This window comes from Kitasatospora sp. NPDC127067, from assembly GCF_042724755.1.
GTDB lineage: Bacteria > Actinomycetota > Actinomycetes > Streptomycetales > Streptomycetaceae > Kitasatospora > Kitasatospora lactacystinica.
Genome location: NZ_JBHXEM010000061.1, coordinates 1 through 13275, shown reverse-complemented (window position 1 = coordinate 13275; position 13275 = coordinate 1). Strand labels below are relative to the sequence as shown.

General features: G+C 67.3%; 3 protein-coding genes. 2 read left to right on the top strand and 1 reads right to left on the bottom strand.

From position 1 onward, the window contains the following. Positions 1–54: 54 nt before the first annotated feature. Positions 55–4470, bottom strand: coding sequence for a ricin-type beta-trefoil lectin domain protein (locus ACFWJ4_RS23645; RefSeq protein ID WP_380546733.1), 4416 nt, complete (start codon positions 4468–4470; stop codon positions 55–57). A gap of 344 nt (positions 4471–4814) precedes the next feature. Here ACFWJ4_RS23645 and ACFWJ4_RS23640 point away from each other — a divergent pair, with 344 nt between their 5' ends. Then, positions 4815–12005: an RHS repeat-associated core domain-containing protein gene (locus tag ACFWJ4_RS23640; RefSeq protein WP_380546731.1), complete on the top strand. Its 7191-nt coding sequence runs from the start codon at positions 4815–4817 to the stop codon at positions 12003–12005. Next, positions 11986–12747 (top strand): hypothetical protein, encoded by a 762-nt coding sequence (locus ACFWJ4_RS23635; RefSeq protein WP_380546729.1) that lies wholly within the window; start codon positions 11986–11988, stop codon positions 12745–12747. Before ACFWJ4_RS23640 ends, ACFWJ4_RS23635 begins: the two co-directional genes overlap by 20 nt. The last annotated feature ends 528 nt before the right edge of the window (positions 12748–13275 follow it).

Below are 13275 nucleotides of genomic sequence, written 5' to 3'. Positions count from 1 at the left end.
CGCCGGGGCCCACGGCGCTGTGTTGCGTCGCGGGCCCCGGCGGGTTGTGTGCGGTCAGGGGTTGACCGGCAGGGGCGGGGTCCTGAGGGCGGGGAAGCTCCAGGTCTGAGCGGGTGTGCCGTTGCAGGTGAAGGCGGCGAGTCGGCTGCCGGGGGTGGTGTCGTTGTTGGGCAGGTCGAGGCAGTGGCCGGTCGCCGGGTTGTAGAGGCTTCCGTCGGCCCTGGGGAGCCAGACCTGGTTCGAGGCGCCGGGGTTGCAGGGCCCGAGGCCAATGCCGGCTCCGTTGGCGGCGCTGCCTCCGGTGATGTCGAGGCACATGCCGCGCAGGCTGATGGAGGCATTGGTGGAGTCGACGGTCAGGCTCTGGGCGGCGGTGTTGTTGCAGGGGACGATCTCGAGTCCCTGGCTGGTGTCGTTGTAAGGGACGTCGAGGCAGTTGTTGCTCGCGGCGTGGCGAATCGCCATGGCCGCGGTCGGCGGGTTGACGGCGCTGGTGTAGACGGCGAAGTTGGTGATGCTGCCATTGAAGCTGGCGCTCGGCTGACCCTGGTACTGGAAGCGGCCGAGGACCAGGCCGCCGCTAGGGGCGGGGCTGGTGGCCGCGTTGTGGAAGGCGCTGCCTGCGAGGGTGCCGTTGACGTAGAGGTTCATCTGGCCGGTGTCGGCGTTGTAGCTGGCGGTCAGGCGGGTCCAGGCGCCGTTCTGGACCAGGGCGGCGCTGTTGCTGATGTTGGTGAACTCGTAGGGCCAGGTGTTGTCGTCACCGTGCGCGAGAGCGAAGCGCCAGGCACCTCCGGTGCCTTCGCTCCAGAGGAGGAAGCTGCTGGCGTGGGCGGTGTTCTGGCTGGCGACGATCTGGCCGCTGCCGTTGGACTTCGCCCAGGTGCTGATGGTGAAGCTCTTGCGGGTGTCGACGGCCGGCTTGTCCGTGGTCATGGCCGAGGTCGTACCGTTGAAGACCGCGGCCTTCGTGGCGCGACCGTCGACGGTGTCGTCCGCGAAGGCGAGGTCGGTGGCGGTCGCGTTGTAAGTGACGGCCGGGTCGGCGTTGAGGGAGCTGGTGTTGCCCTGGAGCTTCCACTGGGCGGCCGGCGCCTGGGTGTTGCCGCGGTAGTGGTCGGTGCCAAGGCCGGTGACCGTCTTGCCGGTGAGTGCGCCGGGCCAGGCGTGGAGCTTGCCGGAGCTGTCCAGGGCCCACAGGTCGGGCACGCCGTCGCCGGTCACGTCACCGTCCGAGCCGACGGTCGGGAAGTCGCTCGGGGTGACTCCGGCGCCGATCTTGAAGGCGCTGGCCGGGGTGACGGCGGTGACGACGGTGTACTCGCCGGTGCCGTCGACTCGGGTCTCGGTGGTGAGGGCGTACTGGAGGATGTCTCCTACGGCCCGTTCGGTCGTGGCGGTGCGGGCACGCGCCCACAGGGCCGGGGTCACCGGGGTGGTACCGGCGGGATCGACGGCGAGGGTGTTGCCCGGGACCATCAGGTCGAGGTTGTCCCAGCCTTCGGCGGCGACCAGGGTCGGCGCACGCAGGGTCTGGTTGGACTTGAACGAGTAGTACCAGAGCTTCTTGTCTTCCACAGCGAGGAAGCCGGTGGCGTCCTTGACCTGACGGCTGGGGGTGCGGGTGTCCTTGGCCGAGCCGATCGGGGTGATCTGGGTGATGAGAGCCCATCTCTGACCCTGCACAGGGCAGGTGGCGTCGCCTCCCGAGCAGGTCGGAGGGTTAAGCGACTTGACGTCGTTCAGGTTGAAGTGGCCCGGGTCCTCCTTCAAGTTGGCGTAGTAGTAGAGCTGGTCACCGCCGTCGCGATGGACGAACAAGTCATCGGTGTTCCTGCCCGGATCGCGGGAGCCCCGGTGGGTGACCTTGAAGTCCTTCCACGTCCGGCCGTCGCTGACCTCGGGTGCCTGGTTGGCGGGGATCGCGGTCCCGGTCGGGGGGACGTCGGTGCTGCTCGGATCGGCGGCACGGCCGTGGGTGATCAGGTTGCCGGCACTGTCCGGGACCAGGATGTCGGGGTTGGCGTCGCCGGTGGTGTCGCCGAAGGCGACCGGGCCCGGCGCCCAGGGGACGTAGAAGGCGTACGACATGGTCTGCGAGGCATTGCCGGCGTCGTCGAAGACCTGGGCATAGAGGATGTTGGTGCCCCAGTGCGAGGGCTTGGTCCTGATCTCGGCGACGTTCAGAGTGCTGCCAGCCGGGGCGCAGTCCTGCTTGTGGTCGGCGAGCTGCGGGTCGTAGCCGTAGCGGACGCAGACGACGCCCGAGGCGAGCCTGCCGGAGGGGTTGGGGTCGTAGGCCGTGAACGGGATCGACCCTTCGTCGCCGAGGCGCAGGTTGGTGGTCTGGCCGTTGCCGGACGGTGGGAACTGCTTGTTGGGGTCGGTGAAGGTGCCGAAGGCCGCGACGGGCGGGGTGGTATCGACGGCGAAGTGGCAGGCGGGCGTGGCGGGGCCGCGCAGGAGGCCGTCGTCGCCCTGGGTGGCCCAGCTGTAGTAGTGCCCGTCCTGCAGGGTGAAGCGGGGGACGGTGTAGGAGGCGCGGCTGCCGTTGGGGACGAAGCCCGACCAGCCGTTGCTGACGCTGGGCGCGCCGGGGAGGGAGTCGTCCCAGATGTTGGCGTACTCGGTGAGCTGGCTCTGGTTGTGGCTGCTGACGACCGAGGTCAGGTTGACCGTCGTGTCGGTCACCCAGCGGAACGAGGAGACCGTCCCGTCACCGCAGGCGTCGCTCTCGCCTCGGGTGACGCTGCGCGGGGCCGGCAGGGCGCGAGGGTCGCCCGGCTGGAGCGGCACGTGGTCGAACTCGGTCGACAGGACGGCGTCGTAGGCGAGGCGCTTGAACGCCATCCTGTCACCGGTCCCCTCCCGACCCATGAGGGCGAACGCCAGGGGTGTGCCGGTGTCTGCAAGGGCGTTGCGCATCGCACTGGTGACGTTGAAATCGATGGGGACGCCAGCCATGCAGGCGTCATTGCCTCCATTGCCGGGGACGTCCTTGCCTTCGAGGAATTCGAAGATGTGGTGGGTGCCCCAGGAGATGCTGCTGTCGAAGGCTGCGGCGCGGTAGGCGCTCACCGGGTACGGAGTGGTGCACGAGTGGTCGGCGGACACGTACTGCCAAACACGCAGGTTGGCGTAGTTGATGGCGGTGTCGGGCAGGTAGCCGTTCAGGTTGAACTCGTACAGTGCCCGTTCGATGCCCTTGGTGGTTTCCCAGCCCTGGTAGCCGACACCAGGATGGTCGAGGCCGGCCGGGCCGGTGCGGTCGAAGTTACCGGTCGAGTATGCGGATTGGACCCAGGCGTGGTGGCTCTTGCCCCGGGCGTCGTTCGACCACGTTGGGTCGACGTAGATCGGGTAACTGGTGTTCGGGCCGTCCAGGAGTTCCGGGCTGGGCGACAGGACGATGCTCCCACCACCGTTCGCACCCGTTCCTGTCGTCACGGGAATATCGGCGACCGTGGCCCCGGCCCCGGGGCCGTCCGTCGTGCTCGATGTGTCCGATGCCTGCCCGGTGGCCTGGCCGGAGCCGCCGCCCTCCGCCGGCGAGCTTGACGGGCTGGGCGCCGTCGCCGAGGACTGGGTGGCGAACGACGCCTTCACTGCTGTGGGTGCCTGCGTCGGCGCGGTGCCCCCGGACACCGGTGCTGCGGCCGACCACATCTGCGGCTTGGGGGCAGTGAAGACCTCCTTGCCTTCGCTGACCGCCTTCAGGCTCCCGTCCTCGTTGGTGGACAGCTCCACGCCCTTGGTGCTGGTGGGGAAGGTGAGCGAGCGTACCGCCGGGTTCGAGGCGGCGGCGGCCGTGTGCAGGATCAGCACGGTGCTGTAGCCGCCGAACCGGGTCGCGGTCACCTTCAGGTCCGTATCCGGTGCCACCGACGCGTACAAGGCGCTGTTGCCGCTCACCGTCGGAGCCGGCAAGGGCCCCGGGAACGGCGAGCCGACGGCGAATTGCTTGCCGTCCTTGGTCGTCATGGTCGCCAGCGTGCTGTTGCCACCGCCCGAGATGACGAGGTTTTCACTCGCTGCCGCCGGAACGAGGGTGCCGTCGGTGCGCTTGAGCAGTGTGTCGTCCAGCGCCGTCCACGAGCCGTCGGCGCGCTTCACGCGCTGGGCGTTCAGGTTCCGTTCCTGGCGGAGCCTGCCGGAGGGTGTGGCGACCGTGGTGCTGAACTCGTCCGTCAGCGAGGGGACCGGGATGTCCTTGCCGGTCTTCTTGGCCTCGGCGAGGGCTAGTTCGGCGGGCCTGGGATCCAGCAACTCCCCTGCGTGCTTGGCGTCCCCTGCTGTGACGGCTTCCTGCGCGGCTTGCCAGGGGTCGGTGGCCGCGTCGGCTGCGGCGGGAAGCGACGCGAGGCCGGGCAGCGTCACCGTGAGCGCCAGCATCGCTGCCAGCGACGAGAAGCGGAGTCCAGCGGGTCGCGGCTTGGCGGCCCGCTCGAACGATAGTCGACTGTCAGTCATATCCCTACCTGGAGCATCCATGGCATCTTCCCCGGTTTGAACCCTCGACGCCGGACGCGCAGAGGCCAGGCGGACGGTCTCAGGGGACCGGACAAGTCGTCAACGACTTTTTTTCCGAAATATCCCCCATCGACTGCCATAGGCACCCCGCCCCAGCAAAGTGACGCACATCACAGTCACCGTGTTCTCGATACGAAGGGATCAACTTTCAAGCCCTCCCATAGAATCCACCAGCCCTGAACAGAGGCGCTTTAGTTAACTCAACGTCAGCTAAAGGACAACCAATGCCAATTCGCAGAAGAAACGGATCACCACCGGTGAGCAGGCGCATAGCCTGCGCCGCGGTGCTGGCCCTGACCTCATCACTGCTGGGACCTGTCGTCTCCCAGGCCATCGCGGCGGAGCCCGACTTCACCCGGGTGTGGTCACCTCCCAACACCCCGCTGCCGCAGACCCCGTCGGTCAACGCCACCCCGACACCGAAGCCGTCCGAGACCGCTCCGCACTACCCCGTCCCGGCGGCCTCCAACACCGCCCCCGCCCGGACCCCCGTCGAACAGAAGAGCGCAACGGCGGGCCTGACAAGCGCGCCTTCACAGGCGGGGACGCTCCCGGTCTGGGTCAGCGCCCCCGAGCAGGGCTCCGCCCCGGACGCGGTAACAGTCGTTCAAGCCGATACGAAGACCGCGGACGCCGCCCGGGTGAACGGTCTCCTGCTCTCCCTGAGTGCCACCGCGCCCGCAGCCAGCGAACCGGCCCCGGCAGGCGACGGCGCGTCGAAGGCGGTCAAGGTCGCCGTCGATGTCGCGGCGCTGGATTCGGCGAGCGGAACGGTCGGCGACTTCGCCTCCCGCGGCCGGCTGGTCACGATGCCGTCGTGCGCGCTGACCACCCCGCAGGTGCCGTCCTGCCTGATCCGCACCCCGGTGGCCACCGCCTACGACCCCACTTCGAAGCGCCTGGTCGCCGACCTGGAACTCCCTGCGGAACACACCGGCACGCAGCCCTCGCCGGGGGCCGGTGGAGCGGTCGAGGCCGCGCTGTCCGGCACCTCGACGACGATCACCGGGGCCGGAGCCGTGCTCCTCGGTGCGGAGACCGGCGCTTCCGGCGGCGGCGGGACGTACCAGGCCACCAGCCTGTCGAGCTCCTCCGGTTGGGCGGCCGGCAACTCCTCCGGCTCGCTCACCTACAGCTACAACGTCGAGGTCCCGCCGGCGCTCGGCGGCGCTGCACCGCAGGTGTCCCTCGGGTACAACTCGTCGTCTGTGGACGGGAAGACGTCGGCCACCAACGCCCAGGCGTCCTGGATCGGTGACGGCTGGGACTTCAACCCCGGTTTCATCGAGCGCAGTTACACCCCGTGCGACAAGGATGGCATCGCCAAGTCCGGGGATCTGTGCTGGGGCGGGTTCAACGCCACGCTGTCCATGGGTTCGCACGCCGGGCCGCTGGTGCGCGAGTCGAAAGCGCCGGCCGCGTCCGACGAGGCGACCGGTGTATGGCGTCTGAAGAACGACGACGGCACCCGGATCGAGTTCGGTGCGGACCCTGCCGGCGGCAACGGCACCTACAACGGCGCCTACGCCAAGGTCACCGACACCTCCGGCACGGTGTACTACTTCGGGCTCAACCACCTGCCCGGTGGTGACAGGAGCGACCCCGCCACCAAGTCCGCGTCCACCGTGCCGGTCTACGCCCCCAACAGCGGCGACCCGTGCTACGACGCGGCCAAGGGCAAGGCCTCCTGGTGCCAGATGTGGCAGCGCCTGTCCCTCGACTACGTCGTGGACGCCCACGGAAACCTGATCACCTACACCTGGGCGCCGGAGACGAACTACTACTCCCGCGGCGCCGGCCAGAACAACGGCAACGGAACGCTGACGTCGTACGCCCGGGCGAACACGCTCTCTCGCATCGACTACGGCCAGCGCCTCGCCGACCAGGTCGCGGCGAAGGGGGCCCTCCAGCCCGCGGCCCGGGTCGCCTTCATTACCGCCGAGCGCTGCCTCGCGACCGGCTCCGCCTGCGACCCGGCGAACCGCTCCGTCGCGAACAAGAACAACTGGCCGGACGTACCGGTGGACCAGGAGTGCAAGGACACCGGCACCTGCACCGTTTCGGGCCCCACGTACTTCACCACCAAGCGCCTGACATCGGTCACCACCCAGGTCCGGGTCAACAACGCCTGGCAGGACGTCGACTCCTACGAGCTGAAGCACTCCTTCCGCGACCCCCTGGACGTCACCAGCGACCCCAAGGACGCCCTCAGCCAGCGCGTCCTGTGGCTCGACTCGGTGCAGCGCACCGGTAAGACCGCCACGCCGAACGTCAGCACCCCGGCGGTGTCGTTCGTCCCGGTCATGCTGGCGAACCGGGTCGACGGATCGGACCTCGTCCCGGCACCGCCGCGGATGAATCGGCCGCGCATCCAGCAGATCCGCAACGAGACCGGCGGCGTCCTCAACGTTGACTACAACGACCGCGACTGCTCCCGCGTCAACCATGTGATGCCGACGGCCGAGGACGACAACACCCGCGCCTGCTACCCGGTGCGCTGGTCCGTACCCGGGTCCGTCGCCGGTGCCGACCCCATCTTCGACTGGTTCAACCACTACACCGTCCGCTCGCTCACCGAGAACGACTTCGCCACCGGCGCCCCTGCCAGGATCACCAGCTACGACTACGGTCCTGCGGCCTGGCACCGCGACGACAGCCAGTTCACCGACCCCAAGGCTCGTACCTGGAACGACTTCCGCGGCTTCGCCACAGTGACCGTCACGGTCGGCAGCGGCAACGACAGTCCCAAAACGCGGACCGTCACCACCTACCGGCAGGGCATGGACGGTGACGTCCTCAAGAGCGGTGCCCAGCGGACCGTGCCCCGCCTCACCGATGCCCTCGGCCGAAGCGTCACCGACGTCGAATGGCTCTCCGGCCGGGTCCTGCAGACCGAGACGATCGATCTGACGACCGGTAAGGCCATGGCACAGGTCGTCAACAGCGCGGCCCGGGAGTGGACCACCGCGACCCAGCCGCGCGGCAGCGGCCTTCCAGACCTCATTGCCCGCTACCCGGCCACCGTCAACAGCACGACCAACCGAGCCCGCAAGGCCGACGGAAGCTGGCAGGCTGTCACCAGCACCACCGCTGGTGACGAAAACCACGGAAACCGGCCGGTCACCGCGCTCAACCAAGCCGACGGCCTGCAGGACCTGTGCACCCGCACGGACTATGCCATCGGACCAGATCCCCAGCGCATTGACCTTGCCGCCGAGAGCCTGATCGTCTCCGGTCTCGACGCCTGCACCGCCCCGGCCACGGCCACCAATACCGTCTCCCGGCAACGGTCCTTCTACGATGGAAAGCCCTACAAGCAGTCAGCTGCGACAGCTGACCAGACTGCCAATCAGATCCTCGACCAGTACGACAACGCCGGCGCACCGATCTTTACGACTGTGGGTACCCAGGCGTTCGACACCTACGGCAGGACCGTCTCCAGCACCAACCCGAACAGCATCGACGCTCAACACCCCAGCGGCTCGACCAGCACGACAACGTACGCGTCATCCGCTGCCGGCGAACTTCCCACCACCGTCACAGCATCGACGCCTATCCCTGGTACGGCGAACGCGAACTGGGACATCGTCACCACCATCGACAGTCGACGATCCTTGGTGCTGAAGGTCAAGGACGCCAATGACAAGGTGACCACGGAAACCTACGACGGACTCGGGCGTCCGACCGCGGTCTGGTACCCCGGCCGGACCTCGGAGCTCAAACCGAACGCCAACCTGACGTTCAGCTACAACGTCTCCAACACCACCGGCGTCCCGTCGACCACTACCTCCTCCACCCTCACTTTCGACGCCAACACCCCCGTCTACACGCGACAGATCACGCTGCTCGACGGCTTCGCCCGCACCCGCCAGATCCAGTCCACGCCGGCAGGCCCCGGCTACACCGGCCGGCTGATCACTGACACCCAGTACGACTCGCAGGGCCGGGCCTGGGCCTCCAGCGCGCCCTGGTACAACAAGGACTCCGGCCCCTCGACGACGCTGGTCAGCGCCCCGGACAGCGATATCCCGGCCCAGACGCGCCTGACTTTCGACGGCCTCGGCCGGACGGTCACCTCGGCGTTCTGGTCCCGGGGTGTCTTGCAGAAGCAGACGACCACCTCCTATCCCGGTGTGGACCGCACCGACGTGGTCCCCCCGCAGGGCGCCTGGCCAAGCACCACCCTGACAGACGCCCGCGGCCACACCATCGAGGCGTGGCGGTACCGCACGACTGCAGCCACCGGGCAGGCTTCCGATGCGGCGGTGACCCGCTACAGCTTCACACCGACCGGTCGGCTCGCCGGCCTCACCGACGCCGCGGGCAACACTTGGACATACACGTACGACCTGCGCGGGCGCCAGACAAGCGCCACCGACCCGGACACAGGCACATCCACCCGCACCTACGACGCCGCATCTCGTCTGTCCACCACTACCGATGCCCGCGGCCGGACGCTCACCAACACCTACGATCTGATCGGCCGGAAAGTCGGCCTCTACCAAGGGGCCGTCGCACCAGCCAACCAGCTCGCCTCGTGGGCTTTCGACACGGTGATGAAGGGCAAACCGAGCTCCTCCACCCGCTATGTCGGCGGCAGCAGCGGAGGTCAGGCGTACACGTCCGCCGTCACCGGCTATGACAACGGCTACCGCCCGACCGGCACCACCCTGACCATCCCCGGGGCCGAGGCAGGCCTCGCCTCCGGCACCTATACCTACACCACATCGACCACCTACGACCAGATCACCGGCACCCCCGAGGAAGTCGCTCTTCCCGCCACCGGCGGTCTGCCGTACGAGGAACTCGCGTACTCGAACAACAGCTACGGCCAGATGTTCTCCTACGCCGGCGCCACCACCTACGACGTCCAGACCTCGTACGACGCCTACGGCCGCCCGATGCGCTCGACCGTCAACCCGTGGGGCAGCGAGGTCGTCGCCACCACGGACTACGACCAGGCCACCGGCCGCGTCCGCGGCCAGTTCCTCGACAAGCAGACCTCAACCCTTGGGGCGGTCCAGCAGACCAACTACACCTACGACCCCGTCGGTTCGATCACCTCGATCACCGACATCCCCGACAACAACCCCGCCGCGACCGACCGGCAGTGCTTCACCTACGACTACCTCGGCCGCCTCACCACCGCCTGGACCGACACCGGCGGCATCACCACCCCGGACCCGCTCGAGCACAAGACCCTCGACCAGGGCGCCTGCGCCAACACCACACCCACCAGCGGCGCGGTGGCACCGGCGAAGACCACCGTTGGCGGCGCCAGCCCTTACTGGCAGGAGTACACCTACGACCTGACCGGCAACCGCACCTCCCTGATCCAGCACGACCAGTACGGCGACCCCGCCAAGGACGTCACCACCACCCAGCAGTTCCCGGTCCCTGGCACCGTCAACACGCCGACCACCGCGGCCAACACCGGTGGCGGCACCGGCGGCGCCCACGCCCTGCTCGGATCCACTGTCAAGACCGGCGCCACCACGACCGCCAACGGAGCCACCCAGTACGACGCGGCCGGCAACACCACCGCCATCCGCACCGGCGTCCCCGGCACGGGGACCTCCGCGCTGACCTGGAACAGCGAGGGCAAACTCGCCTCCTACACCGCCCCCGCACAGATCACCGGCAACGGCGGCACGTGCATCGCCACCGCAGGCGGCAGCAACGCCAACGGCACCAACCTGCAGATCAACACCTGCGGCAACGGCGGCAGCCAGCTCTACACCGTCGCCAACAGCAAACTCGTCGTCCTCGACAAGTGCGTCCAGGCCATGGGCACCACCGCCGGCTCAGCCGTCCAGCTCCAGACCTGCGACAACTCCGCCGCACAGACCTGGAACACCCGCCCCGACGGAACCATCCACAACCCCGCATCCAACCGGTGCCTCGCCATCCCCGGCGACGTCACCACCGCCAACACCGCCCTGGCCCTCGGCGACTGCGCCAGCACCGTCCCCGCCGGGCAGAAGTGGAACATCCCCAACACCACCACCACCTACCTCTACGACGCCGACGGCAACCAGCTCATCCGCCGCAACCCCGGCCAGAACACCATCACCCTCGGCACCGACGAACTCACCGTCAACACGACGACGGCAACCAAGACCCAGACCGGCACCCGCTACTACCCCATCCCCGGCGGCCTCACCATCATTCGCCAAGGCGCCGGAACCGCAGCCGGAACCTTCGTCGTCCAGGCAACCGACCACCACGGCACCGGCACCGGCAGCATCGACCTCGCCACCACCGCCACCACCCGCCGCACCAGCGACCCCTTCGGCAACCCCCGCGGCAACCAACCCGCACCCGGCACCTGGATCGGCACCAAGGGCTACATCGGCGGCACCAAGGACGACACCACCAACCTGACCAACATCGGCGCACGCCAGTACCAACCCACCACCGGCCGCTTCATCAGCCCCGACCCCATCCTCGACCAGACCAACCCACAACAGTGGAACGCCTACGCCTACAGCAACAACAACCCCATCAACCTCAGCGACCCATCCGGCCTGATCCCGCTAGGATGCGGGACGGAGGGAGCGTGCTACGGCTACTCCCCCGACAACGGCTGCAAGGGAGGGTCCTGTGGAAGCTCCGCGAACCTAGCGTGGGGTGCCGAGCACGGACTTACTCCTAACAACGGCGGCGGATGCAAGCCCGGCGACTGCGGGACACCACGCGCTTCTGGCGCAACCGGCACATCCGGCTCCTCGGGCAAGGGGAGTTCGTCAGGCAAGGGCGGTTGCGACAGCGCCTGTCAGGGGGCTCTGAACTCACTTGTTCATCACGGAGATTGGAAGGACGACGAGCTGGAGAAGGGGGTCCACCAAGCGCTTGCCGTGGAGCTGCAGAAGTATATCTTGACCCTCGGTGGGAACATCCTGCCGTGCAAGGAAGGCGCCGAGGTGACATCCGGAACGATTGCAGCCTGCAATCAGTTGTCCGGCACCTCACCTCAGCTGACCTGGCAGGATCTGCTTCAACTCTGGGCGCAGGGAAAGGACGGCGCCAACATCTCGTTTGATGGGGGAAGCCAACTGACCCAACAGATCGCAAAAGACCATCACAGCCAAGAGATTCTCGACGGCCTGGCCGCCCAGATCCGCAACGGCAACTATCAGGTACCGCTGTCCGAACTAGGTGGACAGAACGACTTCGTCGACGGAAAAGACCTGGGCGAGAAGCTCACAAAGGCCCTTCCGAAGGACTTGTGGGGGATGGCGACGGACGGGAAGGGGTGGGCCGCCAACCCCACGCCGGAAGCCTTCCTAGGAGGATATGACGTGGTATACCAGGTGATCAATGTATCGCCGAAGACGCACAGCTTCACCGTGGCCTTCGCCGCATACAACGACACCGGGTTCGCCTCCCTGACCCACTTCACGGGAAATACTGGGACCGGCCCCGGTGCCAGTGTCAGGCAGGAGTACTACTGGGTTGGAACTTTCCATGGATAGCGCCCGGCTCGGCAGCAACCGGTTCAATGGCAGGATATCGGACCTGATGTCCAGAAACGCCACCAAATGGGCCGCACTGCTCATGTTGATAGCCAGCTATCTAGCGGTGCTGGTTGTGGTATTCCCAGCGAGTTCCGACAATGACGAGCTCGTCGACGACCTGCGGTCGCGACGTGCGTCGGTAGTAAATCTGGACACTAACGGCTCAGAGGTATTTGTCGAGTGGTCGACAGGAATACTGTCGCGCAAGAAGGAAACTTATAAATTCACCTATGGGAATCCCGGCCCCGCCGGCGCCATCGACGCGTTCGAGCGAGCCATCGAGCAGGAGGTCTCCAGTAGCGGTGCAACCGTCCAGTTCCAGGCTTTCGATCCGAGCCACGGATTCGGCGGCCTGAAACTACTGATCTCGGTCGCGTATCCGAGCCTGCTCGGCTGGTCGCCATTGGGTGTAGGCGCCTATCTAATAGGCCTGTTGACGATCGGTCACATTCTCTTGGGTGTCAGAAGAAGCACTCAGAGATACTGGGCATGGTTCTGGATCTGCTTGCTCACCGGATTCGGCTTCTTCGCCTACCTTTGGGCCGAGCCGCGCCCCCTTCTGGCCATCTCGGCGAAGCGTCGGAAAAGCGGTCCGGACAGGTCACCGGGCGTTCTAGGAGTACTCGGGTACACCGCCTTCACCATGGCCTTCCTTGCGGTCTTGGGGATCGCCTTCGTTCAGACGATCCACGCCATTTAGTGCCGAGCTCGACCTCGTGTGGGTCGTCCGCCGATGGCGGGCGGCCCATACGGCGACACGGCGCGATGCCCGGCGGCCGCGCCGTGATCGACTACGTCCGGGGGCGCTCACCGAACACAACGAACATGCCGGACTCCCGATAGCCCGCAGCCGCTCGGCCTGCTCCTACCTTCCGATGATGCCACTGCAGGCCAACCCTGGACACTGAAGCCGACCAGACTTGCTAGAGTCCCGCTGGCACCAGTTGTCGGATCGTGGGCACCGTGACGGGAGCAGCAGCGACAAGTCCGAGGCTCTCGGCGCACGGCGGCGTCCTCGACGCTCCCGTCACCCTGCGCAAATCCGGGCTGTACAGGGTCGAAGTCCGCTTCAGATCCCAGCCACCCGTGACCCAGCTCGTTCTCGCCGTCGAGTCCTACGGCACATCAGATCGCTAAGACCGTGTCCTATGTGGTGTGGCGAGTCAGGCGTTTGTAGCAGCAGAGGGTGGCGGCGAGGCCCAGGAAGGCCAGGTAGTTGCGGGGGTCG

Coding starts and splice junctions, on each gene's coding strand:
- ACFWJ4_RS23645 (WP_380546733.1), bottom strand. CDS start 4,470: ATGACTGACAGTCGACTATCGTTCGAGCGGGCCGCCAAGCCGCGACCC.